Raw genomic sequence first — 25,385 nt, 5'->3', positions numbered from 1 at the left:
GATGGGCTTCTGATTATAGTGAACGCGAAATCAGTTCTTTCATAATTTCATTGGTACCGGCATAAATCCGGTTGGCACGGTTATCGATATAGGCACGTGCGATTGGGTATTCCATCATGTAGCCATAACCGCCATGCAGTTGCAGGCATTCATCCACGACTTTAGAAAATATTTCGGAAATTTTGTATTTCGCCGCTGCTGCAGCATCAATCCCCAGCTGTTCAGAGAGCTGCAATTCCATACACCGATCCAGATAGGCACGGCAAAAATCGATTTCGGTACGTAATTCAGCCAGTTTAAAGCGGGTATTTTGAAAAGCACTAATCGGTTTACCAAAAGCTTGGCGTTGTTTGGTGTATTGCACCGTATGCGCAAATGCAGCTTCGGCTCCCGCCTGACAAATGATGGCGACCAGCATGCGTTCCCAGGCCAGTTCTTTCATTAGCATCATAAAACCCATGCCTTCCATACCCAGCAAATTTTCTTTAGGCACGCGCACATTGTCAAAGAACAACTCACAGGTATCTTGTCCTTTCATGCCAATTTTATTCAAGGGTTTGCCTTTGCTAAAGCCAGCACGGTCAGCTTCAACGATGAGTAAAGATAAATTGGCTGAACCTTTATCGCTGTCTCCTGTTTTGCAGACCACAATGGCCATGTCACACAGGTAGCCATTGGTGATAAAGATTTTCGAACCATTAATCACATAGTCATCACCATCCAGTACAGCAGTGGTACGTACCGCTTGCAGGTCTGAGCCGGTTCCCGGTTCAGTCATGGCAATAGCAGTGACCACTTCACCTGAAGCCATTTTCGGTAACCAATTTGATTTCTGTTGCTCATTGCCAAAATTGAAGATGTAATTGGCTACAATATCCGAATGTAGTGAAAAGCCAGTGGATGAATCCATGGCATAGGCCTGTTCTTCAATCAGGATCATACTGTAAAGACGGTCTACACCCGATCCCCCGTATTGCTCTGGCATGGTGGCACAAAGTAGGCCCATTGCACCGGCCTTGTTCCATAAATCCCGGTCAACATGCTGTTGCTGTTCATATTTGGCAATATTGGGAACCACTTCCTTTTCATAAAATTTTCGTACGCTTTCACGGAAGGCTTCATGCTCTGCGTTAAATAAATGACGTGGCAGCATATTGGCTAAAGGTCGGATCGCAGCTGATTGCATTATTGTTGTGTCCATCTACAAAGTTATTGTTAGTTAAAAATTAGAAGATTGAGCCGCAAGCCACAATGAGATGAATGCTCAAATCTGCATATAAAATGATGAATTTGGTCAATTCGGGGAAATGGCTCGAAATAGGGGAGAGGGATAGGGTAAACTAGCAAAAATTTTCACACAGTTGGGGAAAGCTATGAGCGAAGAAATCAGCTTGGAAGAACGCAAAGTCATTTATCGTGCTCGTCGCGGTTTAAAAGAAATTGATGTGTACTTTGATCCCTATGTAAAAAATCATTATTTACAGGCTGATGCAGCCGAGAAAGAAGTTTTTGCCGAATTGGTCGCACAAGAAGACCCAGACCTGTTAGATTGGTTTATGGAAGTTTCTGAACCCCCTCGTCCGGAAATGAGAGCCTTGATTGTCAAGTTGAAGCATTACGTTCATGGCTAATCGTTGTTTTCAGCTGAAACGCAGTCGTTTGGCCTTTGTATTTCAGCTGATCATTTTTACTTTATTAATTGTACTTTTACAGCAACTCTTGCCGGCATGGTTATGGTTGCTGTGCATTTTGTTGGGTGTGCTGACCTATGCCTATGGCTTAAAAGTTCCTCAACCGATCTGTTTTGAGCATTTGCATGCACGTGAATGGTCACTTTCACATTTAAAATCACAACAGGTAAAACGCGTATCGATTAGTCATCTGGTTGATCATCAGCTTTATATAGTGGTGTATTTCCAGCATTTTCAGGAGAAGCCACTCTTGATCTGGATCGATCAATTATCCTTTCAGCAATGGAAAGCACTGAAAAAACTGGCGAAATTGACCTGATTGTTAGACAGTTGTATAAAATTTATTTTAATTAAAATATTAATAATCAATAACATGAATATAAGTATTTGTTTTTTGTAAGACAGTTGAATCAGAAAAATAACAAATATTGCAATTGTCAGACAATTTTTCCCCGGAATTATTTAAGCTAAATGTAAATTAAAAACACCAACAGCAAATGAGGAAATCGTCATGATGATTCCAACTTGGATGTTTCCGGTGGTAGCAATTGTTTTGGCAATTGTTATTGGACGACTAGGAACCGTGCTGAAGGATCGATTTGCACAACATGAAAGCCAATAGGCTTTTACCCCTTGATAAGTAGCATGTGCCGAACCGTCGCAATGCTACTTTTTTTTGCCCAAAATTTTTAACTTCATGGAATACAGTCAATTTTCCGTACGTCATTTCGTGGCAAAGTATCAAACCTAATTAGAGTGAATACTCTTTTATTCAGATTTCGCATCTGATATGTTTAGGTGCTATGGACATAAACACAATTATAGAGGACAGGAAAATGTCGCAAGTCCAAAAAATATGCCAGGGTATGGCAGTTGTCATCGTTACAAGTTCTTTATTATCAGGGTGTTCTCAAGTGGTTAAATCAGGGGCAAATATTGCCCTAGGTTTTAGTGAGAAACATATTGTACCGCCAATCTTAGCTATGGATGATGCGGATATGGCGTGTAATTCAGGCAATGCCTTAACGCCAGCCATTATGTCAACCAAAGATATGGGGGCAGATCCAACCCGTATTGCGGTACTGTTATATGCTTCATCAGGAATCTGTGCTGAAAATCAGGCATTAGAAGCAGAATTACATTATTTACGTGCCTCTAAAGCCGGTCAGGTTTCAGAAGCGCAAGATGCCCGTATTCAACAAAAACGCTGGGCTGCCATTGCTGCACAACGTCAATATGCAGGCTACCAGCTGTTAGAAAAGCGTTGGGAAGCAAAATATAATAAGGCCTTGGGTGATGGATGCCCAAAAATGAAAAGCGATCTGGATCAAACCGTGTATTTGATGGGAATGATCAGTGGCTTACAGGCCATGACCAATGACATTAATTCTGGCGGTGCAGTGAATGTACCGAAAGATATCGCTGCCGTGGTTGAACGCGGTATGGTGTGTCTGGACAATGCTAAATTCTGGGGAGCACCAGAAGCAGCACGTGCAGTCATTTGGACCTTATTGCCGGGTGCAGGCGATGGCAAGCCAGATCCTTACCAGACTTTAAAACAGTCGGTACAGCTGGGTGAGCAAAAAGGGGTGCGTTTATCTCATGCCTTGTATGCGGTTGCAGCTCAAGCCAGTGGCGATGATGCCAAGATGCGTGATGCACTGAAAGCATTTGCCGCTGCCCGTACTGAAGAAAAACCGGTCAATCCACAATTTCGACTTGTAGACAGCATGGCACAAAATATGGTGCAGGGTATTTCAGACCGTTATTGGACGGAACATACCGGAATCCGCTCTAATGATGATGGCATGCAACGTTTCTGGGATGAGAAGGACAATTCTGCAGAATTGGATGATTTGTTCACTGAAAATGATAGCGCGGCATCATCTTAAGTCGAGCGTGCTGAACAGAGAATAAAAAAAAGAGTGGCTTGAAGGATGGGTTCATTTGAATACATTACTTCTAAGCTGGAGGGCATGCCCATGAAAGACCCGTTTCTGATGCGAAAAATTATTTTTATTGCATTTGTAATGTCTTTCTCGGCATGCCTTCAAGTTTTTGCAGATTCATTTATCTATTGGCAAGCCAGTTTGTTAAAAGAATTCTGGCGTTTATGGACTGCCCATTGGGTACATGTGGGATGGATTCATTATCTGCTGAATATGCTGGCTTTCGCCTGCTTACCTTTCATTTTTCCTCGCGTCAAAATCTGGCATTTTATTGCTTTATTGGTATTACTTCCGCCGTTTATCAGCCTGTGTTTTTATTATTTCTTTCCCGATATAGAAGCCTATGCGGGCTTGTCCGGGGTATTGCATGGGGCATATGTCACCGTAGCATGTGTGCATTTGCTGTATCGGAAAGAACGTAATTTTGCGGCATTGGTGTTGTGCCTGATTTTGGGGAAATTGATTTGGGAAAATACGGTCGGCAGTGTCGGCACAGCTGAACTGATTGGCAGTCCGGTATTGGTCGAAGCACATTTATTAGGAGTGATTGGAGGGGTAGTAATCGCCTTGGCCTATGTTTTATGGGAATATTTCGTGGAATAGTGGCGAGATTGACATTTAAAACAGAAAAGAAAATACATATTGTCATTTTCATTGGTATCGAGTTAATGCAAATTTGTTCATAAGAATAAAGAGATTGAATAGAGAAAGGGTATTGTCTATTCAGAAAGGGAAAGTTGGCATTGCTGAAGCTGTGGCAATGATCAAAATAAGAAATAGGAAGGCACATGCAAAATGATGAAAACAACAGATCAGGATTAGGTCTGTTACGTTATATATGGACAGAATGGATTTCGACTTTTGTCATTCTCTTACTGCTTTTGCTCACGCTCATCATCGGTACCGGTGAGATGATTCATGGACAGCTATTACGTGTGGGTGAACGTTTGTATGGCAATGAACAAATTGGCATGCAATATTCTTTTTTACGTGCAGAACCCACCAAGCCAAGCTGTGATTTACATCCAGATATTGATGCACAAGTACAGAAGCAGATGAAGGCCAATGCCAATGATGAGTTTGCCGATATTTTCGGTACTACATCGGAAGCAGATGTCCGGGCTTCGGTCATGGCAGGACAACAACAATGTCAGGAAAAGTATCAGTTCTATGATAAAGCCATTAAATATATGGATGATCATCCAACGATAAGAAGTTACCGTACCCTTGAAACATCATTCTTTGGTGTCTTTAAATTTGGTACTGAAAACCGTGTGATTATTTTATTGCTGATGGTTGTGGTCGCTGCAATTACTGCTTCTGTCAAGTTTCACCATATTGGTTTACGTGCGCCAACCACCAAGCTGGATTATCGCGTTTATGCCCTGTTTATGGCATTGGGTAATGGTCTGCTCACTGCATCGGTACTCAGCCAATACCATTCCATTATCAATTCGGGTGTGGCTTCAACCTATGAAACACTGACTGTTTACTGGCTGTGGATTTTCCTATTTATTACCTTGACCCTGATCAGTCTGCTACAACTGTTTAAACCACCTGCAGCCAAACAGGAAGCTAAGGGTAATCTGGGGCTGGCTTTACTGAGTGTGCCTTTATATGCCTACATGGCATTGGTGACCGGGCTGGTTTTTACCTTTGTCATGGATTATCCAATGGGGCAAGGGATTTACCTCGGAATTCTGGTGGAATTCTCAGGCATTTTCTTAAACCTAGCCCTGTTTATCTGGGCAGGTATGCTATTGACCCAAACCCGGGTGATGGATTTATTCCTCGGTATTTTACGTCCCTGGAATCTGGCACCTGAAACCCTGACCTGGTTGATTTTGATTGCTGCTGCGATTCCAACCGCTTATACCGGTGCATCAGGGATCTTCGTTGTGGCGGCAGGTGCGATCATTTATAAGGAAGTCTGGAACTCGGGTTCTCGCCGTCAATATGCCTTGGCTGTTTCAGCCATGTCAGGCTCGCTGGGGGTGGTGATTCGTCCATGCTTGCTGGTGATTCTGATTTCGATGCTCGACAGCCGACATGTGACTTCAGATGAACTGTTTGATCATGGTATCTATGTATTCTGGCTGACGGCTTTAATCTTCCTGGGTGTATCGCTGTATCTTGCGGAAACACGTTTCCGTGTGAATTCGCCTAGAGTGGCGGTGCCGGGCATGTTGAAAGCCATTGTGCCGGTGATTCCTTATATTGTGATTACTGTTGTTGTCATTTTAATGTATACCCTGGGTCTGGATACCCAAATGGATGAATTCACTGCACCGGTGATTCTGCCTATTATTCTGATTGCTTATATTATGTTTGATAAGTGGTGGGGCGATCGTTTTGTGACGCCACCAGACCGTCATGCTGCTTTAGCTTTGGAACATGAAAAACAGTCGACCTTTATGCGTGACCATACGCCGCATGGGGGAGAAAAATCACGTGGTTTTGCTCATTCCATGTGGTTTGCTTCGGCAGAAACCGTTGGACATATTGGAGCACTGATTATCTTGATGGCTTTGTCTGCAAGTGTAGGTGGTCTGATTGAACGTAGTGAAGTGGTGGAATTGTTGCCAACGCATTTGGGTAACATCTATATTTCACTGGCCTTTATTGCCCTATTGCTGGCAATTGTCGGCATGACTACAGACCCGTTTGGCGCGGTTATTCTGGTGGCTGCAACCATTGCCCCAGTGGCTTATGAAAATGGCATCCATCCAATCCATTTCTGGATGATTGTATTGGTTGCATTTGAGCTGGGCTATGTATCTCCGCCAGTGGCGCTGAATCATCTCCTGACCCGAATGTCGGTGGGTGATGATGAGGTGCGTGCGGCCGATGCGGAAGCGAAGGCCAAATACACCAAGTTCTATTACCGTTATGAACGCTGGTTGCTGCCGATTATGGTGCTGTTCCCATCCTTGCTGATTGTGACTTATGCGCCGTATATTTTTAAAATGTTCGGTTGGTATCATTAATTTATCATTCTAAAAAAGCACCTTCGGGTGCTTTTTTATGCCTTATTTATATTTGGAAGATCGGCCTGAATGATTAAGCTGAGCGCTTTTGAATCAAGGGACTACAAAGAATAATCGCACTCAAAATCAGCCCGAAGCCCATCAGGCTATAATGATCAGGTGTTTCTTGCCAGAATATAAAGCCCCAGATGCCGGCAAAAATAATCGCAATATAATTCACTGGGCCAATTTGTCCGGCAGGGGCGAGTTTATAGGCATTAGACATAAAAATTTGGCTGATATTGGCCAGCAGACCCGCGCCAATCAAGAAACCAAGTTCAGTCCAAGTATAAGGACGCCATAACCAGAACATCGGAATCATGGAAATGAGAGTGCCTATAAAGCAGAAATAAAACACGATTTTTTCTGGCGATTCGGTACTGGTGAGTGCACGTACTGTCACAAAGGCCATGGCTGCCAAGAAGCTTGCCCCCAGACCAATCACTGACATCTGGTTAAACATGCCTGCATCAGGCTTGGCTACAAATATCACCCCGGCCAGACCAATGGCCGCCGCAAGCAGCATGGATTTGGTGATTTTTTCTTTCAGGAATAACCAGGCAATCAGTGGAATAAAAATCGGAGAAGAATAGGTGAACACCATGGCATTGGACAGTTTTAAATGGGCAATGGCATAAAAGAACCCATACATGGCAATCAGTCCGATCACGGCACGCCAGCTATGCATCCAGATTTTTTCCGTCTTAAAAAATCCAATGCCTTTGCTAAAAATCAGCGGCAGAAAAATAAACAGACCGACAAAATTGCGGAAAAAAACAATGGTGGGATTGTCTACGCTGTGCGATGCATAACGAATACAGACACCCATCAGGGAAAACAGAAAAGCAGAGCAGGTGAGAAAGCTGAGTGCCTTGATTAAATTAAGGTTGCTTCTTGGGGTGGGCATTAAACAAATTCAGCTAAAATATGTGTCGATATTTTAGCTGAATTTTCACGCATTATAATGATTGTTTTTGAGCCAGTTGGGCTTCAAGTAATTTAATCTGTTCTTGTTTGAGGGCAATTAGCTCATCGGCATCGGCATGTTGTGCTTTCAGCATGGTTTCTTGCTCATGGAGCTGGTTCTGGATATCGTCCAGTTTGGCGACTTCTTCTTTGGCCAAAGAAGCATTTTCTGAAACTGGCGCTTTCAGAATTTTTTCATCCACCAGTTGAATGGTTTCCGGATCACTTTTAGCAGTAGCTGCTTGCGGTTCTGCAGTAGTAGATGGTGCCGGTTTTACAGGAGCGGTCAAGCTGGCTCCTTCATGTTCAGGCAGTGTTTCGTTTGAAGTTGCAAAAAACCATTGATATGCCAAAAAAAGCACAATGATTGCAACCAATCCCCCAGTAATGCCCAATAAAAGTTTTGGGCTATTTCTTTGATCTAATGTCATAGTGAACCTGTTTTTATTTAGGCTGACGTGGTTTGAACTGAATGACACCAATCTCATCCGGAAGTTCCGGCATTTGTGGTTCATCGACATGCGTTGGCCGATTTTCGTTATAGCCGCAGTCGATACATTCAATCCATTCATCGTCGCCAGAAGTTAGCATGACAATCCGATCTAGCGCTTCACATTTTGGACATTTAGCACCTGCAATGAAACGACGTTTGATAGTCATCATCCTAACCTTCTGAACAATCTTAGATCCCTAGTTTAAGCGTTTTTAGAGGGCTTCGTCCAACCTTGATGACGTAATAACGCATCTATTTTTGGCTCGCGTCCGCGGAAATTGATAAACGCGTCAAGTGCTGTATCTTTTCCGCCAACTGCTAGAATAAATTGACGAAATTCTTTTCCGGTCTGTATGTTAAAAATTCCTTCCTGTTCGAAACGATCGAAGGCATCACTGGCCAAAACTTCAGCCCATTTGTAAGAGTAATAACCCGCAGCATAGCCTCCGGCAAAAATATGGCTAAAGCTATGCTGGAAACGGTTATAACTCGCCGTTGGTGCTACCGCATATTTTTGACGGATTTCATCCAGTGTCGCTTGCACCTGTTCGGCATTTAAAGCGGAGCTATGCTTGTGAATATGCAAGTCAAATAAGGCAAATTCGATTTGACGCAAGGTTTGCATGCCGGACTGGAAGAAACGAGCATCCAATAAGGATTTAAGTAAATCTTCTGGCAAATGCTGCTTGCTTTCGATGTGTTCACTAAGCAGATCGAGACTATCGCTATCCCAGGTCCAGAACTCCATAAACTGGCTAGGAAGCTCGACTGCATCCCAATCTACGCCGTGAGTCCCTGCAACCGCAATATGATCGACTTCGGTCAACAGATGATGCAGACCATGACCAAATTCATGGAACAGGGTATTCACTTCATCATGAGTAAGCAGCGCCGGCTGATTGCCGACAGCAGGGGTAAAGTTGCAGACCATGTAGCAAATCGGTTTTTGCAAACCCTGTTTGGTTTGCATGCGCGAGCGGAAACCACTCATCCATGCGCCACCGCGTTTGCCACTGCGTGCGTAAAGATCGAGGTAGAAGCCACCGACTACGCTGCCTTGATCTTCCAGTTCAAAATAGCGTGCATCGGGATGCCAGACCGGCGCTTCACGTTCCACAATGTTGATGCCATATAGACGGTTAACAATGCTGAACAGGCCTTGCAGGATTTTCGGTGCAGGGAAATACGGTTTCAGTGATTCCTGAGATAAATTGAACTGTTGCAATTTCAGCTTTTCAGAATAGTAGCCGGTATCCCAAGGCTGTAATTCGAGTATGCCATCCTGAATGGCAATAGTTTTTAATTCGGCGATCTCTTTGCTTGCTGGTGCTCGTGCATGTTCAGCCAGATCAACCAGAAACTTATCTACAGTTTCGACATCGGGTGCCATTTTGCTGGCCAGTGAGAGTTCTGCAAAATTCTTAAAACCAAGTAACTGTGCCATTTCATGACGCAGACTTAAGATTTCCTCCATCACCTGGGTATTGTCAAACTCAGGATGATCGGACAGGTTGGAGGCACGAGTGGTATAGGCTTTATACAGTTCTTCACGTAAGCCACGGTCATCGGCATAGGTCATGATGGCCAGATAAGCCGGAATGTCCAAGGTCGCGACTGGCTGATCCAGTTCACGTTGCTGACCATATTGTTTGAGCAGATCGATACTGCTTTGCGGCAAGCCTTTGAGTTGTTCTTCGGTCAGAGGCTTGAAATAGATTTGGGTGGCATCTAATACATGATTCGAGAAGTCTGATGATAGCTGCGACAAACGCGAAGAAATTTCAGCATAACGTTTTTTCGCTTCACCCTCTAAAGCTACACCTGAAAGTTTGAAATCGCGCAGTGCCAGTTTAATGGCACTTTGATGGGCTGCTGGAAGCGTATTAAACACCGCTGCATCATGCACATGCTGATAGCTTTGATACAGCACCGTATGTTGACCCAGTTGAGTGTAGTATTCGCTTAATGCTGGAAGCAGGAATTGATAAAGTTCACGTGTTTCTGTGTTATTCATTACGGCGTTGAGGTGTGACAGCACGCCCCAAGCTTCGCTCATGTTGTTTTCCAGCGTATCGACCTGTTCCAGAATATTCAGCTGTGCCTGAACATCTTCTGGGACTGCGGTTAAATCCTTGAGAAAATTTTGTCCTTGTTGAATGGCTTGTTCAATCTGTTGTTTTAAATCGGCCAGTTGAATCTGGTCAAATTGTGGAACGGGCAAGGTCGCCTTTTCTAAAGTCATTTCTATACGCCATATCATTTATAAAGTTAATAGTAGATGTAAGGCTTAGAGAAGGGTAAATCAAGGGCTATTATTTTTCAGTCGGTAAATACTTTCCAGATCAGACTCAATAAAAAGCCCTAGATAAGTACTGCTGATCAGTTAGAAGGTTTTCAATAAACCCTTTAACTTTTTGATTATTCACGAGGGGGTCTTACCTTTTAAATCAAATATTCGGAGCTCGTTTGTTCCTTGCGAAACAAAGCTTCGCAAGAAAAGCATCTTGCGGTGCAGCGTACCTCACCGCAAAACTTGTTCACTTTCTGCATATAGAATGACTTATTGCAAAAACAGTCTATTCCAAAGATTAGTGCTTCGCCTTGCGCTGCGAATAAAAGCAATGCTTTTATTCTTGCTCAGGTTGCGGATGACGACCCCGCGTATCAAATAACCATGATGAATTCACAATAAAAAAGCCAGTCAATTTCTTAACTGACTGGCATTAGTAGGACTTTTATCGAAAAATTATTCTATCTTGGCTTTCGCGTTCGACTTTTTCTTTTTCGGTTTAGACTTTTTCTTCAGCTTGTCTTTGGCTTTGGCATCCGCCTTGGCTGAAGATTTTTTATCTGACTTTTTAACTGGTGAAGCAGATTTGGTTTTAGGCTTTTTCTTGCGAATCGGCTGTTCACCCTCTTCACTCACCACGGCTTTCGCACGCGGGTTAAAGACTTCTTCTTTGGCTGTCGTCTGGGCCACACGTGGCGCACGGCTTCGAATCGCACGGCCGGCATGGGTCATTTGTTGCAACAGTTCAAAGTCAATCTTGCGATCTTCCAGATTCACGGCTGCCACTTTAATTTTGACTTCATCGCCCAGACTAAAGGTTTGACCGCGATTTTGACCGACCAGGCTTTGGCTAGCTTGGTCATAAACAAAGAAGTCATCGCCCAGTTGGCTCACGTGAACCATGCCATCGACATACAAGTCTTTTAGAGTGACGAACAGGCCAAACTCAGCCACGGCACTGATGATACCAACAAACTCTTCACCTAAATGCTGCTGCATATAGTGACATTTCAACCAGGTGGTGACCGAACGTGATGCTTCATCTGCACGGCGTTCTGTTTGCGAGAAATGTTCACCGGCATCATCCAGAGCAGCACCAGAAAGCGCGAAAGGCTTTTGTTTTAAATGTGCTTTGATGGCACGGTGCAATAACAAGTCTGGGTAACGGCGAATCGGAGAGGTGAAATGCGTATACGCTTCATAAGCCAAACCAAAATGCCCGGCATTGTTGGCGCCGTAATAGGCCTGCATCATCGAGCGTAACAACACCGCGTGAATGCTTGGCGCATCAATACGGTCTTTGGTGGCTTCAATCACCGCCTGATAATCTTTTTGGGTTGGCTGTTCAGGGAAGGGCAGGCCCAGCAATTTCACATATTCACGTACTTTCTGGATACGTGAAAATTCAGGCGGCTCATGCACACGGTACAACATCGGAATGTCATTTTCCAAGGCATATTCTGCTGCTGCAACGTTGGCCAGCAACATGCATTCTTCAATCAGTTTGTGTGCTTCATTACGTGAACGCGGCAAAATTTCCTTGATTCCACCGAGTTCGTCAAAGGTCATGTAAGTTTCAACCGTTTCAAATTCCATGGCATGACGTTCAGCACGTAAACCTTTGAGAACTTGATACAATTGGAACAGGGTGTTGATCGACTTGCGAACTTCACGATCTTCAGGAATGGCCTTGCTGTCACCATCAAAATACTGCGCCACCTGGGTATAAGTCAGACGAGCTTTGGAATGCATGACCGATGGATAGAATTCAAAACCTGTAACGCGGCCAGCACGTGACAGTTTTAAATCACAAACCATACATAGGCGGTCAACATGTGGATTCAGCGAGCATAAGCCATTAGATAAGGCTTCCGGTAACATGGGCAGCACAAAGTGCGGGAAATATACTGACGTGCCACGTTCTTGGGCTTCATCATCCAGTGGTTTGTCGTTACGTACATAATGGCTCACGTCAGCAATCGCCACCACTACGCGGTAGCCGCCGCCTGGGCGTTTTTCGGCATAGACTGCATCGTCAAAGTCGCGGGCATCTTCACCGTCAATGGTGACTAGGGCCAAGTCACGTAAATCGATACGGCCTTCGCGATCCTGTGCAGAAGGTTCTTTAAAGTGCTCTGCATCGCGAAGCACTTCTTCTGGAAATTCATAAGGTAAACCAAATTCTAAAATGGTTTGCGGAATAATGATTTCCGTATCGGCTTTATCTGCCATGGATTGCACGATGTGTCCTGTCGGCAATTCTTCCCGGGTCGGGTAGTCATCAATCGCCACACGAACAGAATCACCCACTTTGACTTGGGCGTGTTCAATCAGTTCTTTTTCTAAGGTAATCGGCTGATGCGCATTCGGATTGCCTGGCTGAATAAAGTATTCGCCGTCATAGACCGAAACTTTACCAATAATCTGCTTTACGCGATGTTGCATCACTTCGGTAATAAAACCCCAAGGCTTACCTTTGCGGTCGACCGAGGTTTGACGAACCTTGACGCGGTCTCCATTAAACACCAGACGCAATTCGCGTTCAGGCAATAAAATATCATCATGATCGGCAATCGAGGCGCTGCCCAAACCTTTGGAATTGATATAGACGGTGGCTTCATGAGTCGGCTGGCTGGCTGCAAGCTGGAACTTGTATCCATCTTTCATTAACTGGCCATCTCGAACCATGGCAATCAGGCGATGGCTCAGCGCATCAATACTTTTTTGATCGGCAATTTCAAAATGTTCCACTAAATCTGCATGAGACTGTGGTGCTTGTAGTTTTTCAATCGTTTCAGAAATAAGAATACGGCTGGGAATAGGATTTTCATAGCGTTCAGCTTCAGCTTTAGCTTCAGGATCGACCCAATTTTTCATAATGTCTTTGGCTTCATGTCAGAAGATAGGATTAGCATAAGTCATGCAGCAGGATACTGCACGTAAATGATTGCAATATTGTGTTTTTCAGTCCTAATTCTAACGTGAAGCAGCATATTTCACAGTAACAACTGCCGAATAACCGGGAAAAGTACGGGCTCAACTCGGAAATTGTTTAAAAAATAGATGATTGATCAAAAAAATCAGAAATTTTTGAAATGTGACTTGAAGAAATTAACTTTAATTTGTATTATGGCGGCTCGTTACGGTGAGGTGGCCGAGTGGCTGAAGGTACTCCCCTGCTAAGGGAGCGTGGGTCTTAAAGCCCACCGAGGGTTCGAATCCCTCTCTCACCGCCACGAATAACTTGAAATGCGCTCATAGCTCAGCTGGATAGAGCACTTGGCTACGAACTAAGGGGTCGGGAGTTCGAATCTCTCTGAGCGCACCAATCAAGTTAAACGTAAATGTAACGAATGCTGAAAAGCAACTCAAGTACGCGCTCATAGCTCAGCTGGATAGAGCACTTGGCTACGAACTAAGGGGTCGGGAGTTCGAATCTCTCTGAGCGCACCAACTTGAACACATCGACAGATGTAAAACTGGAAGAAACCGCACATGTTGCGGTTTTTTTGTGTCTGAAATTTATATCATTAAAATAAATTTGAATCATAAAAAAATACCAGGCTATAAAATAAACAAAATGAAGATCCGATAAGAGAAAAATAAGATGAGAAAAATCATTGTTCAGGAATTTATGACTTTAGATGGCGTTATTGAAGCACCAGGCGGACCCCAGGAAGACCCATCTGGCGGTTTTAAATATGGTGGCTGGGTTGCTCCTTATTTTACCAAGCAAGACCAGGTGATCGATACCCTCATGCAAAAATGGATGCAGTCCACCGATATTCTTTTGGGCAGAAACACATTTAAAATTTGGGAACCTTACTGGCCAACACATGCTGAAATGTGGGCGGGAATCAACGAGGTCACCAAGTATGTGATGTCCAATAGCCTGAATCACTCTGACTGGCAAAATTCTGTGTTTTTGAAAAATGTGGATGATGTGAAGAAGCTCAAAGCGTCAGAAGGTGGGGATATCAAAGTGCATGGCAGTGCACATATGGCACAGACGCTTTTTAAACATAATCTGGTGGACGAACTGTATTTGATGACTTTTCCAGTTATTCTGGGTACAGGTAAACGTTTATTTGCCGAGGGTACAACTGCTACGGCTTTTGAATTAACCGATCACTTAGTTACGTCTGGTGGTGTGGTGTTCACTTGTTACCAGCGGGCAGGAGAAGTGAAAACTGGCACAGTGGGGCAGTGATAAATGATTCAATTCTTTTTATCAGCATGACCATTTACAGTATGTGGATGTAGTACATCAGGATTAAATTCATTTTTTGCTTAAAAAATAGATGAAAAATCCAATTTTGCCCAATAACTGTCCACTTGATTGTGTATTTGTTAAAAAGCACTTAACAGCGCGTTAAAAACGCGTATAATGCACCACATCAAGACGTCGCGCTCATAGCTCAGCTGGATAGAGCACTTGGCTACGAACTAAGGGGTCGGGAGTTCGAATCTCTCTGAGCGCACCAACTTGATCACATCGACAGATGTAAAACTGGAAAAAACCGCTTAATTGCGGTTTTTTTGTGCCTAGAATAAATCAAATATGTTAAACAATTATTTCATTTTCTGCTTAATCTTTAATGCCAATACGGTATTACCCCCCAAGGCTGGCAACATGTCATGATAAGGCATGCTCCGCATCGCCCGAAGTAAAAACGGCGCCTGGTCATGAATTTTCATGGCACTGGTGACCTTGAATAAGGTGCCTGTACCTTGTGGAATCAGCTGCATTCCACCTTTCACAAACTGTAAATCACCTCCAACGGCATGAAACTCATTTTCCCGACTGTTGGGATAGTCAAAACGCAACTTGAAATCGAATGGAATATTGATGACGCCTAAGCCGACTGAAATTTTATAGTCTGCGTCAAAGGTGTTGGGATCCACTTTTTTGATGTCGATGTCTTTAATCTGGCGTGGAAAAAGTTCCTGAAAGGATGGAGCATTGAGCCAATGCTGTAACTGTTGCGGGCTTTTGGCAAAATATTGATAACTGCTGCTAAAGCGCAAGCTTTCCAATCCATGCTGATAAGGCACTTTATTCGACGGCAAGATGAACGAAACCGGTTCTTGTGAGAATTGACTCAGTGCCGCAATTTTTTGTACCTGAGCTGCGTCCAGTTGCACCTCAGGTAATTCACCCACTTTTAAGGTTTGCGCCGTGGTCGTTTTAAAGCGTTGTTGCAAGGCTTCGAGTAAAAAAGCGTTGGTGCCCGAGGGAATGCCGAGTTTGGCCTCTGGAATGGCATTCAAAATGGTACTGAATAAAAAGCCTTTAGGATGGTTTAGATCGCCCCATTGGGTAATGGTAATTAAAGTCTTATTACTGCCCAAATCAAACCATTCAATTTTGCCCGCACCGTAAGGAATGGGAGCATCCAGTACAATGCTGGAAATGCTATTTGCAGTTAAATGATGCTGCATCACCACATTTTCTTTAAAGTTCAATACGGGAATAGGGGTGGGGATAGAGACTTGATATTTCATCTGGGTAATGTTGTCTTGTTGCTCCACTACCTTTGCAGATTTCAAAACCGGAAATAGTCCATTATATTGGCTGTAGTTGCTTAAAAGTCTGGCCACATTCTGGCTATTTGTAGGAACTACGACCGCACCGGTATAAAACTTACCGATCATGCTTTGCTGATTTTTTAGCGTGGGTAAAGTAATGGATTGCGCAGGATGTGCATAAATCAAAATAGAGTTTGCAGTTAAGTCTGCCAGTAGTTGCGCCTTGCCCTGAAATACACTCAGGCTACTTGGAATCTGTTCTTTCCATGGAATAATTTTAGCTGAGACTTGCGTGCCGATCAGGCAACACAGCATCAGCAAACAGCATTTATTTTTATTGTTGGGCATATCACATCCTGTTTATGCATTTTTCTGAGTGAGTGCTGATGTTTTAATCAATTTCCAAACCATTGTGAAGCAAACTTATGTAATTTTGGTTGTAATGGGGCGAGTAAAAACAATAAGGAAATAAGCGAATCTGGTGTAATATCTAGCACAATTGTTGTAATAATTTGATGATCAGTCATGTCAGAAACCAAGCCGGCAGTATCGCTACGTTATTCCTTAAGCCTGGAAGAATCACAAGATGGTTTTGCCCTTGCGACTTTTGGTAAAAAGCAAATTACCCGTTTTATTACCCCACTGGTGAGTATCGGCATTATTATCTGGGGTTTTTACCTCGGTTTTAATGGTGTAGGCCGCTATTATGTTGCACTCGGCGCGTTCTTTTTGATTTTACAATTGCTGATGCGTTACTGGTTTTTACCGATGATGTTTAAGCGCCAATTTGTGAAATATCAGTTTGGTAAAAGTGAACAGGGCATCGAATTATTTCAGGATTATGCAGAAATCTATGCTAACGGCCGCAAGCAAATTTTCAACTACAATGAAGTACAAAACTTTGCGGTAGGCAAGCTGACTTATATGATTGAATTGAAAAATCGTACCGTGATAATTGTGCCAAAACGTGCTTTTGAGCAATCGGCCGATCAAACCGTATTTGAAAATACTTTCAAAAAATAAGCCTTAAATACCGTAACAATGAAATAAAAGGGAAGATCATGAATACTCGTCCATCGAAGATTGTCTGTGTCGGTCGTAGCTATGCAGACCATGCCAAAGAATTAGGCAATTCCATTCCTGATCGTCCGGTTTTATTTATCAAGCCACCGAGTGCTTTAACGGCATTACAAGAAGGGATTTCCTGGAATCCGGCTTGGGGCAATTGCCATTATGAATGTGAACTCAGCCTGCGGATTGACCGCACTTTAAAAGCGGAGACCAATCCTGCTAAGGCGCTGGAAGCTGTGGGTGCGGTAACTTTAGGCCTGGATTTAACGCTACGTGATTTACAAGATGACTTAAAGAAGAAAGGTCAGCCTTGGGAGCGTGCCAAAGCCTTTGACGGTTCATGCATTTTGGCAGACTGGGTCGAGCTTTCAGAAATTAAAGACTGGAAAGATGTACATTACTCTTTTCATGTTAATGATGAGCTACGTCAAACCGGCGATACCTCGTTGCTGATTTTTGATATTGCAACCTTGCTTGCAGACATCAGTCAGGTCTTTACCCTGGAAGAAGGTGATGTGGTGATGACCGGTACCCCAGCAGGTGTGGCGGCATTAAAAGCGGGTGATCAATTGAAAATGACTTTACAAGGTCAATCACAAGAATTTGTCTGGAAGACTTTTGTGAAATAACGCATTTAAACATGATCTTACAGATAAAAAGGCTGCTTTAATGCAGCCTTTTTTTATGACCCCTCATTCTTCATGTTGAGAACCGGTGGGAGGATCATTTGGCTGTAATGGGCCAGTGTTTTTCCACTCATCATAAGTGTCTGCCATTCGTTGAGAATCTGCATCACCGAGCGCACCTGCCTTGACATACCACTGTCTGGCCATTTCTGGATCACGGACGTCATAGTGATAATAATGTGCCATTTTCATGGCAGCATCGGCATCTTTACCCTTTTCCGCGGCGTAAGTTAAATATTCCGTTGCCTTTGCATTGCTGGATTGTTCAATCTCACCAAAATAATGCTGATTACCCAGTGCTTTAATGGCTAATACATTATTTTGTTTGGCTGCTTTTTCATACCAGATTCGAGCTTGGTGTGGATCTTTGATCAAGCCTTTACCGGTGTCATACATCCAAGCTACGGCATATTGTGCATTGGGGTCATTGCTTTGTTTAGCCGACTCTAAAACCCAATGCGCAAGAAAAATATTGCCTTCATTTTGCATGTCATGAATCACTTTTGCAGCAACTTGATTACCCTTGTAGGCTTGTTCCATCAGCCAAGAGAAGGCTTGGGGGTTGGCTTGTTGAGCAGCCTTATGGTACCAGTGCACACTTTCATCTATATTTTTTTCGGTGCCTGTTCCTGCAAAGTACAGGTCTGCTACTTTCATTTGAGCAATCACATCGCCTTTTTCTGCAGAGCTTAAAGCAGCTTTGAATGCACGTTGCTCAGGTGAGCTACATGCCGTTAATAAACTGAGGGATAGGCACAGGTTGAGGATGGTTTTTTTATAGTAGTTTTTCATGAAAATGAATAATTTTTGAGTTGTAAATCCATCATACAAAACCCAATGTTATAGTCAATAATAAACTGATTTTTAATTAATTTTTATTTATAAGGATGGCTGTTTTTCCTAAATTGATCGGGAGTGCAGAGCATCCAGCGTTTAAACATATTAATAAAAGCAGAGGCGTTGGCATAACCCAAATCGAAGGCAATGCTCTCCACTTTTTTGCCTTGATTGAGCATCGACATGGCTTTCATGACTTTTAAACGCTGCCGCCATTCGTTTAATGACATTCCCAATTCTTTCTGGCAGCAGCGCGCAAGGGTGCGTTCAGTCATATTGTGCTGTTGGGCCAGGCTTTCTAGCGTGCTGTTATCCGCAGGGTTGTGATGCAGATAATCCAGAATTTCTTTTAACAGGGGATGCTCTGAATGTGGCAGATAGCTGCCCATGAGCTGTGCATGCTGAAGCTGATCGAGCAAAACCTGCAGCAGGCGTAAATGCTCGGCAGAATCCTCCGTATAGGATTGCAGTTTTAAGTGCTGCAGCAGGGCACTTACTAGTGGAGAAGTAAGTAAAATACCGGCCTGTTTCGGCATTTGCTCACACAAGCTTTCATGGATATATAAGGTTGCATGCGAAACCGCGGTGCGGTTTAAGCCACTATGTTCTAAATTCGGCGGTAACCAGATGCCATAAGGAGGTGGGGTAATGTAATCCACCTGATCAATATTGACTTCCATCACGCCATTAAAAGCGTAAATAAATTCCCCCCAGGCATGCCCATGCAGCGGATAGACAGACAATGCCGGATCATCACGAAAACTGATCCACAGCGGACGGGAAATTTGATCATTGGTCGGTAGCTGTTTTAGCGCAGCGCTATGATTCTTGTATTTTGCGGGCATGGTCTAAATTGCCTGAATAAGAAGATGTGTTGTCTGTTTTAAATTATATATTTTATTTCTGACAGAATTATAGTATGCGCTGATAAATCAATTGAGTAAATGTGGTGGAACAGCGTAAAGCACTCGATGTTCAAGCATCGGGTTTGATGATTGTATTGTGCATGATCTGGGGCATTCAGCAGGTGGTGCTGAAACTGGCAGCAGCCGATATCTCGCCCATCATGCAAATTGCCATCCGCTCAGGCTTATCTGCCTTGCTGGTTTTACCTCTCATTCAACTCAAGCCAGGCACACATTTATACAGTCGCGAATATCTGTTACCGGGTATTTGGCTGGCCTTTCTATTTTCGGCTGAATTTATTCTGGTTGCTGAAGCTTTGCGCTATACCACGACATCACATACCGTGGTTTTGCTCTACACGGCGCCTATTTTTGTGGCATTGGGTTTGCACTGGAAACTGCCGGCAGAAAAGCTCAATCTAATCCAGTGGGTGGGTATCTTGATTGCCTTTTCAGGCATCGTGTTGTCCTTTATGGGGCGCGAGCAACAATCGGGTGAATTGCTGCAACAAGCCTTATGGGGAGATTTTTTGGCACTGATGGCTGGAGTGATTTGGGCGCTCACCACTATTTCGCTCAGACTGACCCGCCTGTCCGATGCACATCCCACCCAGACCCTGTTCTATCAGCTGGTCGGAGGCTGTGTATTCTTGTTGCCGGTGGCTTTTTTATTGGGACAAACTGAGATTCATTGGACGGCCGTTGCTATCAGTAGCATGGTTTTTCATGTGTTTATCATGTCGTTTTTTAGCTTGATGCTGTGGTTCTGGTTGTTGCGAAAATACCTGGCCAATAGCTTGGGGGTATTTTCCTTTCTGACGCCTATATTCGGGATGATTTTTGGCGTGGTGTTTCTGCAGGAGCAGATTGAACTAAATTTTATTTTGGGGACAACGCTGGTGTTAGTCGGGGTGATGACAGTCAGTTTAAATGGCTGGATTAAGCGTATATTGCAAATCGGCAAGTCCAAGTCAGCCATCTGATGCTAAAAAGCCTTCAAGTTTGAAGGCTTTTTTATTAAATGATAAACACAAGGGTGGACTATCTTTTTTCAAAGATGGTCGATAACGGAATTGAAAGCTTGGCCGCCAGATAATCATCAGATTCGACCAAAGCCGGTCCGAGTCTTTGCATCCATTCATCATCTGTGCGGATATTGCCGACATCTTTGCGCAGGGGCAGCGGATAAGGCAACTGTTTATAAAAACTCCAGAAATCGACTTGAGCCAAATTACGCGCAAGAATGTATTCATTATCATCAGTACGTTTCACCAGATTTTGCTTTTCTAACATCAACACATAAGTGGGCCAGCGTCCAATTTCATCACGGCCCAAAACTTCTAGGGCTTCTTCATCCGAAACGCTTTCGCCACTTTGTTGCTTTTTATAAAACAACTCAAGCAAGTCTAACAGCATGATCACGGGATGACGCTTCTGTTCTTTACCTGAATTAAATGCGGTAAGGGCATAACTGATTTCGACCCCCAGCAAAACAATATTCCAGGACAGAAAAATCCATAACAGGAAAATCGGAATCGCTGCAAAAGCCCCATAGACAATTTCATAACTGGTGAAATTGGACATGATAATGCCAAACAGATTTTTCAGTAATTCAAACACTACCGCACTAAATGTACCGGCAATCAGGGCGGCTTTAATGGGAACACTGCGGTTGGGAATGGTCCAGTTTAAAATGAAAAAACCCAAAATGGTCAGGGCAAAAGAAATGCACCACAAGATAAATTCACCATTGACCTCATAGCCGGCAAAATTATTGCTCAGCACATTTAAGGAGGCCACAGTAGAAGAAATCACAAAGGCACTGCCTAACAGGATCGGACCCAGCGAAATAATGGTCCAGTAGCGCATAAAGCCAATGATGCCGCCACGTGTTTCCCGTACACGCCAGATATGGTTAAACACGGTTTCAATACTGGTCAGCATCATCACTGTGGTGATAAACAGGAACAAGATACCAATTACAGTCAGGTTGCTGGATTTATCGGTAAAGGCATTAAATGCCTTGTCAAAAGCAATGGTGGTTTTGGGTAAGAAGTTGCTATAAATCAGTTGTTGTAATTGCTGCCGTGCCGGTTCCAGAGCTTTAATGGAAGAAATGATGACCAGAAAAACCGTCAGCATGGGTACCACTGCAAACAGGGTGGTATAGGTGAGTGACGCGGCCTGATCACGGCAACGATCTGCTTCAAAACGTCTGATTACAAATAAAACAAACTGAAACCAGGTCTCGTCATAAAAAGGAAGTTTTTTTAAATACTTTTCTAACATAACTATAAAGTCTCAATTTTTTTAATCATCTTTATGAACTTTCATGATCAAGCTTAACCAAAAAATGGGAAAAATACCGTATAGTTTTTATCTTTAACTTTGTTTATCAAAATTATGCAGCCTTATGTCCTCGTTTTATATTACAGCAAATATGGTTCGACCAAAGAAATGGCGTATTTGATTGCCAATGGTATTGAATCTACAGGTATGGCTGTAAAAATTCGTACAGTGCCCAATTTGTCGCCTGTGGTGAAGGAAGCTGAACCGAGTATTCCTGCCGAAGGAGATATTTACTGTAGTTTAGATGATTTGGCCAATTGTTCAGGCCTAGCTTTAGGTTCTCCGACCCGTTTTGGCAACATGGCCAGTGAGATGAAATATTTCTGGGATCAGACCACCAGCCTGTGGCTCAATGGGGCATTACATCAAAAGCCGGCCTGTGTGTTTACCTCATCAGGTTCGATGCATGGCGGGCAGGAAAGTACCTTGCTGAGCATGCTCCCACCATTGTTTCATCACGGCATGATAATTATGGGCTTGCCGAATGCCAATCCGGCATTATCCAATACCAAATCGGGGGGGACGCCGTATGGTGCCAGCCATGTCAGTGGTCCGCGCCATGATTTGGGCCTGAGTCAGGATGAAAAAGTCTTGTGTGAAGAACAGGGCAAATGCTTGGGCAGTGTGGTAAAAAAACTACAGGCAAACTGATCTGTTTTAAATTTAGAGCGTAAGTTTAAGGGGCACGCTTTCTGGATAAGATTGCATAAATTTCTATAGATATAAAAAAGACCATTCGTCAAATGAAAGGTCTTTTTTTATTGCCAGATAAAATTTGAGTACTTAAAAGATTTATTCTTTTTCTTTAAAGCGATGGTTACATTTCAGGCATTTGTAATCTAAAAATACATTTTTATCGATAATCACCCCGGCTTTTTTGCCGAAGATATTGCCTAAAACACCACCAGTCACACCTGCTGCAATAGCACCGACAAAAGTTCCCACTGTACCGCCAAAAATAACCCCTAATGGCCCAGCAACGGCGCCAATAGCTGCACCAGTTGAAGCTCCGGTAGCCGCGCCACCGACTGTTCCAGCGGTTGCACCAGCAGAGGTGAGCAGAATACCACTAATGGTCTTGAGTCTTTTTTCGTGATCACGTTTTTCTACTTCAGACGATCCGCATTTAGGACATTGCATAGGTTTTTCCATCAACGATTAATATTTGCTTATCTTAAGCTCATGTGTGATATGGAATTGCATCCAGATAAGCTGGTATTCATCACATATTGCTAAACAGTATGTCTGTTCTGAATGCTGATGTCAGGAACATTTCATACCAACTTGATTCTAGAAGAAGTAAATACAAAGAAGTTTATCTGAGTTGTAAATATATTGCTTCTTCATCTAATGCTGGCAGTCCCTGAATTATTTTTGGGTAGTGCTGATCCATAAGATGATGAAAATCCCTGAATTGAATGTCCGGCAATTCAAAACATGAATATGCTGCACTGGTTATCCCATGATGCTGAATGACACGAGTGTTTTCGATTGTAGCGTGAGGTGTTTTGAAGCGGAAGTGCTGTATAACGCCTCTCTGGCAGATTACTTCCACACTCTATATTTATCTCAAAATTTCTATATAAATAAACTTAATTGTGATTAGTTTTTTATATTTTTAGGAAAATGTGACATGGTTCTGGTTTTAGTGAGTATGCTAATAAAATTAAAGTTTACAACTCCATAAAATTGAAGCGGTTTGATAAATTAAGTTTTTTGAATAAAATTTCTTGTTGTTTTAATATAAAAAATATATTAATTAGATCAAGTTTTGATGTGAATTTTAAAATTTAAAAAATTTTTACATAATGATTTCTTACAATTCAAAAAATAATAATAAATAACATTTCTTAAATTAAAACAATAGGATATTTTCATTATAAAAACAAAAAACAGCTAAAACCGGATAAATTTTGCACTTTGTTTTTTTTATGTGATTTAATCTTTGTTAGATAAATTAAACATTACTAATTAAACATTACTAAATGAAAAATAAATAAACATCTTCGATCAAAGGATGGTAAACATTATGAGAATATCAGTGATCAATGTTGGTTTATTTTGTTTATGTTTTCTGAGCAACGCTTATGCAACATCTGATGAGTGGAGTCAGCGCTGGAAAGCATCAAGTACCCGTTCCAGTGAGAATTTAACCCAAGCCAATCTGATCGAACTCATGGATTCAGATTATTATTCTGGACTAGGAAAGACCACAATAAACAGTACATCGACAAGTTCTATAGGTACAGTTAATTCATCTACCAGCAATGTAAATATAAACGGTTCAAACAACGGTGTAGACATTTCAAATGATACTGCCAATGACGGTTCTGTAAATTCGACGACCACTCAAAATAACCAGCAATGTCCTAATTTAAGCACCCAGCCGGGAGAATCGCTATGCTGAATTTTCCTGGGTTGAGTAGAAGAAAAATATCTTCTGTGAGCATCGCCATCATTTTTAGCCAACTTATGACCGGGTGCACGGGTATGGCGCTTTCCAATAAGGAGCCTGTCAGTCTGGTACAAGGCCCACCGATTACTGATATTTTTACCCCTTTTGATATGGCCTTATCCTGCCTGAAAGGGCAACTGCGCAATGATGTCAGTTTCTCTGTAGGAGCGATTCTGGACCAAACCGGCAAAGATGTGGTGACCAATGGCGGCAGTGGCAAAATGGTGACCCAAGGTGCCGGAGATATGGTGCAATCTGCGTTGTTTCAGGCTGGGGTCAGCTTATTGAACCGGCGTGATCCTCGTATTATCGAAAGCGAAGCCAAGTGGGGAATTCGTGACCCAAGGCAAATCCAGGCATCGGATTATTATGTGACTGGCAGTATTAATAGTCTGGATTTTATTCCTGGCGGTGGTTTGGACATGCAGATTGGCGGTGTCGGCCCCAATTACAGTCAAACCCGAATTATGGTGGGTTTGGATTTATCTCTGACAGATACGCGCAGCAGTAAAGTCGTTGCCAATGTCTCACTGCAAAAGCAAATTGCGGCACAGGATTACGGTATAAATGCCGGCAGGTTTGCTGGGCATACGTTATTGAATATTCAGATCGGAAAAGGGGAGAGAGAAGCGACAAACTTTGCCTTGCGCCAAATGTTGAATCTGGCCACTTTTGAGTTGCTCAGTCAGGTCATTCCGCCCGCAACATTTGAAAGCTGCCGTGCCGCAATACCACCTGAATTTGGTCAATTAAATTTAACCCGAAGTTCTGTTGCCCTGCATAAATACAAGCAAAGCCAGCAACTCAACACCGCGGATTCAAGTCGCTCTCTTCTGGAATCATCCTCACATCAAACAGATTCATCTGATGAGAAAAATAAGTCGACCAACTCACCCAGCAAAGATACTAAGCCGCCTAAGCATAAAGAATCTGAGGTGATTAAAAATCCTGAAGCGGAACCAGAAATGAGCAAACAGGACTTGATTAAATACATCAGCAAGAAACAGCGTTCCTCTTCAAGCAAAATGAATGAAGAAAACGGCAATAAAGAAAAAGAAGAACAGAAGACCGCGATGCTGTGGGACGCAAATCCAGCAGTCATAGAAAACTATTGGTCTACAACTCAGCGCGATTAAAA

The 25,385-nt window shown here is 43.0% G+C and carries 23 protein-coding genes and 4 tRNA genes; 16 read left to right on the top strand and 11 right to left on the bottom strand.

Features of this window, described 5'->3' with window-relative positions; translation table 11 throughout:
• Positions 1 to 13 precede the first annotated feature (13 nt).
• A complete protein-coding gene (locus B9T26_RS04140; RefSeq protein WP_086198528.1) occupies positions 14 to 1,186 on the bottom strand; it encodes an acyl-CoA dehydrogenase family protein in 1,173 nt (390 codons plus the stop codon).
• A gap of 187 nt (positions 1,187 to 1,373) precedes the next feature.
• On the opposite strand from B9T26_RS04140, the gene B9T26_RS04135 reads away from it, so the two are divergent.
• The 5 genes from B9T26_RS04135 (at position 1,374) to B9T26_RS04115 (ending at position 6,627) form a co-directional block, all read left to right on the top strand.
• On the top strand, positions 1,374 to 1,631 hold the full coding sequence (locus tag B9T26_RS04135) for a succinate dehydrogenase assembly factor 2 (protein WP_086174442.1): 258 nt from the start codon (positions 1,374 to 1,376) through the stop codon (positions 1,629 to 1,631).
• Entirely contained in the window at positions 1,624 to 2,010 is a 387-nt protein-coding gene (locus tag B9T26_RS04130; protein ID WP_086174441.1) for a hypothetical protein, read from the top strand. The genes B9T26_RS04135 and B9T26_RS04130 overlap by 8 nt, the downstream gene beginning before the upstream one ends.
• A 517-nt stretch (positions 2,011 to 2,527) precedes the next feature.
• Positions 2,528 to 3,583, top strand: a complete 1,056-nt coding sequence (locus B9T26_RS04125; RefSeq protein ID WP_086198527.1) for a hypothetical protein — start codon at positions 2,528 to 2,530, stop codon at positions 3,581 to 3,583.
• A gap of 90 nt (positions 3,584 to 3,673) precedes the next feature.
• Complete coding sequence (gene rrtA, locus B9T26_RS04120) at positions 3,674 to 4,243, top strand: rhombosortase (protein ID WP_086198652.1); 570 nt, start codon at positions 3,674 to 3,676, stop codon at positions 4,241 to 4,243.
• Positions 4,244 to 4,428: 185 nt separating this feature from the next.
• On the top strand, positions 4,429 to 6,627 hold the full coding sequence (locus tag B9T26_RS04115) for a TRAP transporter large permease subunit (protein WP_086198526.1): 2,199 nt from the start codon (positions 4,429 to 4,431) through the stop codon (positions 6,625 to 6,627).
• A gap of 73 nt (positions 6,628 to 6,700) precedes the next feature.
• Here the strand turns inward: B9T26_RS04115 and B9T26_RS04110 are convergent, their stop codons facing one another.
• The 5 genes from B9T26_RS04110 to rnr form a co-directional block, all read right to left on the bottom strand.
• Positions 6,701 to 7,573 carry a DMT family transporter gene (locus B9T26_RS04110; protein ID WP_086198525.1) on the bottom strand — a complete coding sequence of 291 codons (873 nt, stop codon included), beginning with the start codon at positions 7,571 to 7,573 and terminating at the stop codon, positions 6,701 to 6,703.
• Between the two features lie 52 nt (positions 7,574 to 7,625).
• Positions 7,626 to 8,063, bottom strand: a complete 438-nt coding sequence (locus B9T26_RS04105; protein ID WP_086198524.1) for a hypothetical protein — start codon at positions 8,061 to 8,063, stop codon at positions 7,626 to 7,628.
• 13 nt (positions 8,064 to 8,076) lie between these two features.
• Entirely contained in the window at positions 8,077 to 8,286 is a 210-nt protein-coding gene (locus B9T26_RS04100) for a YheV family putative zinc ribbon protein (RefSeq protein WP_171262930.1), read from the bottom strand.
• A 41-nt stretch (positions 8,287 to 8,327) separates the two neighbouring features.
• The gene (locus B9T26_RS04095) at positions 8,328 to 10,382 is read right to left on the bottom strand and encodes a M3 family metallopeptidase (protein WP_171262929.1); all 2,055 of its coding nucleotides are present in this window, start codon (positions 10,380 to 10,382) and stop codon (positions 8,328 to 8,330) included.
• 489 nt (positions 10,383 to 10,871) lie between these two features.
• Complete coding sequence (gene rnr, locus B9T26_RS04090; RefSeq protein WP_205666401.1) at positions 10,872 to 13,295, bottom strand: ribonuclease R; 2,424 nt, start codon at positions 13,293 to 13,295, stop codon at positions 10,872 to 10,874.
• A gap of 264 nt (positions 13,296 to 13,559) precedes the next feature.
• Between rnr and B9T26_RS04085 the strand changes: the two genes are divergently transcribed.
• The 5 genes from B9T26_RS04085 to B9T26_RS04065 all read left to right on the top strand — a co-directional run bounded on the left by B9T26_RS04085 (position 13,560) and on the right by B9T26_RS04065 (position 14,899).
• Positions 13,560 to 13,651 (top strand) — tRNA-Ser (locus B9T26_RS04085).
• 15 nt (positions 13,652 to 13,666) lie between these two features.
• Positions 13,667 to 13,743: transfer RNA gene (locus B9T26_RS04080), tRNA-Arg, on the top strand.
• Between the two features lie 48 nt (positions 13,744 to 13,791).
• Positions 13,792 to 13,868: transfer RNA gene (locus B9T26_RS04075), tRNA-Arg, on the top strand.
• Between the two features lie 154 nt (positions 13,869 to 14,022).
• Positions 14,023 to 14,625 carry a dihydrofolate reductase family protein gene (locus B9T26_RS04070; RefSeq protein WP_086198520.1) on the top strand — a complete coding sequence of 201 codons (603 nt, stop codon included), beginning with the start codon at positions 14,023 to 14,025 and terminating at the stop codon, positions 14,623 to 14,625.
• A gap of 197 nt (positions 14,626 to 14,822) precedes the next feature.
• A tRNA-Arg gene (locus B9T26_RS04065) sits at positions 14,823 to 14,899 on the top strand.
• Between the two features lie 88 nt (positions 14,900 to 14,987).
• Here the strand turns inward: B9T26_RS04065 and B9T26_RS04060 are convergent.
• Positions 14,988 to 16,292: an SRPBCC family protein gene (locus tag B9T26_RS04060; RefSeq protein ID WP_413772758.1), complete on the bottom strand. Its 1,305-nt coding sequence runs from the start codon at positions 16,290 to 16,292 to the stop codon at positions 14,988 to 14,990.
• A gap of 177 nt (positions 16,293 to 16,469) precedes the next feature.
• Here B9T26_RS04060 and B9T26_RS04055 point away from each other — a divergent pair, with 177 nt between their 5' ends.
• Positions 16,470 to 16,967 carry a YcxB family protein gene (locus tag B9T26_RS04055; RefSeq protein ID WP_086198519.1) on the top strand — a complete coding sequence of 166 codons (498 nt, stop codon included), beginning with the start codon at positions 16,470 to 16,472 and terminating at the stop codon, positions 16,965 to 16,967.
• Complete coding sequence (locus B9T26_RS04050) at positions 16,964 to 17,644, top strand: fumarylacetoacetate hydrolase family protein (RefSeq protein WP_227518765.1); 681 nt, start codon at positions 16,964 to 16,966, stop codon at positions 17,642 to 17,644. Before B9T26_RS04055 ends, B9T26_RS04050 begins: the two co-directional genes overlap by 4 nt.
• A gap of 63 nt (positions 17,645 to 17,707) precedes the next feature.
• On the opposite strand, the gene B9T26_RS04045 is transcribed toward B9T26_RS04050, so the two are convergent.
• Positions 17,708 to 18,493 carry a tetratricopeptide repeat protein gene (locus tag B9T26_RS04045; protein ID WP_086198517.1) on the bottom strand — a complete coding sequence of 262 codons (786 nt, stop codon included), beginning with the start codon at positions 18,491 to 18,493 and terminating at the stop codon, positions 17,708 to 17,710.
• 83 nt (positions 18,494 to 18,576) lie between these two features.
• The gene (locus B9T26_RS04040) at positions 18,577 to 19,383 is read right to left on the bottom strand and encodes a helix-turn-helix domain-containing protein (RefSeq protein ID WP_086198516.1); all 807 of its coding nucleotides are present in this window, start codon (positions 19,381 to 19,383) and stop codon (positions 18,577 to 18,579) included.
• Between the two features lie 104 nt (positions 19,384 to 19,487).
• On the opposite strand from B9T26_RS04040, the gene B9T26_RS04035 reads away from it, so the two are divergent.
• On the top strand, positions 19,488 to 20,426 hold the full coding sequence (locus tag B9T26_RS04035; protein WP_227518760.1) for a DMT family transporter: 939 nt from the start codon (positions 19,488 to 19,490) through the stop codon (positions 20,424 to 20,426).
• 58 nt (positions 20,427 to 20,484) lie between these two features.
• Here the strand turns inward: B9T26_RS04035 and B9T26_RS04030 are convergent, their stop codons facing one another.
• Positions 20,485 to 21,732, bottom strand: a complete 1,248-nt coding sequence (locus B9T26_RS04030) for a YihY family inner membrane protein (protein WP_086198515.1) — start codon at positions 21,730 to 21,732, stop codon at positions 20,485 to 20,487.
• Between the two features lie 114 nt (positions 21,733 to 21,846).
• Here B9T26_RS04030 and wrbA point away from each other — a divergent pair, with 114 nt between their 5' ends.
• Complete coding sequence (wrbA, locus tag B9T26_RS04025) at positions 21,847 to 22,443, top strand: NAD(P)H:quinone oxidoreductase (protein WP_086198514.1); 597 nt, start codon at positions 21,847 to 21,849, stop codon at positions 22,441 to 22,443.
• A gap of 141 nt (positions 22,444 to 22,584) precedes the next feature.
• Here the strand turns inward: wrbA and B9T26_RS04020 are convergent, their stop codons facing one another.
• Positions 22,585 to 22,944: a hypothetical protein gene (locus B9T26_RS04020; RefSeq protein ID WP_086198513.1), complete on the bottom strand. Its 360-nt coding sequence runs from the start codon at positions 22,942 to 22,944 to the stop codon at positions 22,585 to 22,587.
• An 877-nt stretch (positions 22,945 to 23,821) separates the two neighbouring features.
• On the opposite strand from B9T26_RS04020, the gene B9T26_RS04015 reads away from it, so the two are divergent.
• Positions 23,822 to 24,199: a hypothetical protein gene (locus B9T26_RS04015; protein ID WP_086174426.1), complete on the top strand. Its 378-nt coding sequence runs from the start codon at positions 23,822 to 23,824 to the stop codon at positions 24,197 to 24,199.
• Entirely contained in the window at positions 24,193 to 25,383 is a 1,191-nt protein-coding gene (locus B9T26_RS04010; protein WP_086198512.1) for a CsgG/HfaB family protein, read from the top strand. The genes B9T26_RS04015 and B9T26_RS04010 overlap by 7 nt, the downstream gene beginning before the upstream one ends.
• Positions 25,384 to 25,385 lie beyond the last annotated feature (2 nt).

It is taken from the genome of Acinetobacter sp. ANC 4169, from assembly GCF_002135355.1.
In the GTDB taxonomy this organism is placed as follows: domain Bacteria; phylum Pseudomonadota; class Gammaproteobacteria; order Pseudomonadales; family Moraxellaceae; genus Acinetobacter.
This window is presented reverse-complemented; position numbering and strand designations above follow the sequence as displayed.

Excerpts from the sequence above, each read along its gene's own strand:
- B9T26_RS04140 (WP_086198528.1), bottom strand. The coding sequence starts at position 1,186 with ATGCAATCAGCTGCGATCCGACCTTTAGCCAATATGCTGCCACGTCAT.
- B9T26_RS04135 (WP_086174442.1), top strand. The coding sequence starts at position 1,374 with ATGAGCGAAGAAATCAGCTTGGAAGAACGCAAAGTCATTTATCGTGCT.
- B9T26_RS04130 (WP_086174441.1), top strand. The coding sequence starts at position 1,624 with ATGGCTAATCGTTGTTTTCAGCTGAAACGCAGTCGTTTGGCCTTTGTA.
- B9T26_RS04125 (WP_086198527.1), top strand. The coding sequence starts at position 2,528 with ATGTCGCAAGTCCAAAAAATATGCCAGGGTATGGCAGTTGTCATCGTT.
- rrtA (WP_086198652.1), top strand. The coding sequence starts at position 3,674 with ATGAAAGACCCGTTTCTGATGCGAAAAATTATTTTTATTGCATTTGTA.
- B9T26_RS04115 (WP_086198526.1), top strand. The coding sequence starts at position 4,429 with ATGCAAAATGATGAAAACAACAGATCAGGATTAGGTCTGTTACGTTAT.
- B9T26_RS04110 (WP_086198525.1), bottom strand. The coding sequence starts at position 7,573 with ATGCCCACCCCAAGAAGCAACCTTAATTTAATCAAGGCACTCAGCTTT.
- B9T26_RS04105 (WP_086198524.1), bottom strand. The coding sequence starts at position 8,063 with ATGACATTAGATCAAAGAAATAGCCCAAAACTTTTATTGGGCATTACT.
- B9T26_RS04070 (WP_086198520.1), top strand. The coding sequence starts at position 14,023 with ATGAGAAAAATCATTGTTCAGGAATTTATGACTTTAGATGGCGTTATT.
- B9T26_RS04060 (WP_413772758.1), bottom strand. The coding sequence starts at position 16,292 with ATGCCCAACAATAAAAATAAATGCTGTTTGCTGATGCTGTGTTGCCTG.
- B9T26_RS04055 (WP_086198519.1), top strand. The coding sequence starts at position 16,470 with ATGTCAGAAACCAAGCCGGCAGTATCGCTACGTTATTCCTTAAGCCTG.
- B9T26_RS04045 (WP_086198517.1), bottom strand. The coding sequence starts at position 18,493 with ATGAAAAACTACTATAAAAAAACCATCCTCAACCTGTGCCTATCCCTC.
- B9T26_RS04040 (WP_086198516.1), bottom strand. The coding sequence starts at position 19,383 with ATGCCCGCAAAATACAAGAATCATAGCGCTGCGCTAAAACAGCTACCG.
- B9T26_RS04030 (WP_086198515.1), bottom strand. The coding sequence starts at position 21,732 with ATGTTAGAAAAGTATTTAAAAAAACTTCCTTTTTATGACGAGACCTGG.
- wrbA (WP_086198514.1), top strand. The coding sequence starts at position 21,847 with ATGCAGCCTTATGTCCTCGTTTTATATTACAGCAAATATGGTTCGACC.
- B9T26_RS04020 (WP_086198513.1), bottom strand. The coding sequence starts at position 22,944 with ATGGAAAAACCTATGCAATGTCCTAAATGCGGATCGTCTGAAGTAGAA.
- B9T26_RS04015 (WP_086174426.1), top strand. The coding sequence starts at position 23,822 with ATGAGAATATCAGTGATCAATGTTGGTTTATTTTGTTTATGTTTTCTG.
- B9T26_RS04010 (WP_086198512.1), top strand. The coding sequence starts at position 24,193 with ATGCTGAATTTTCCTGGGTTGAGTAGAAGAAAAATATCTTCTGTGAGC.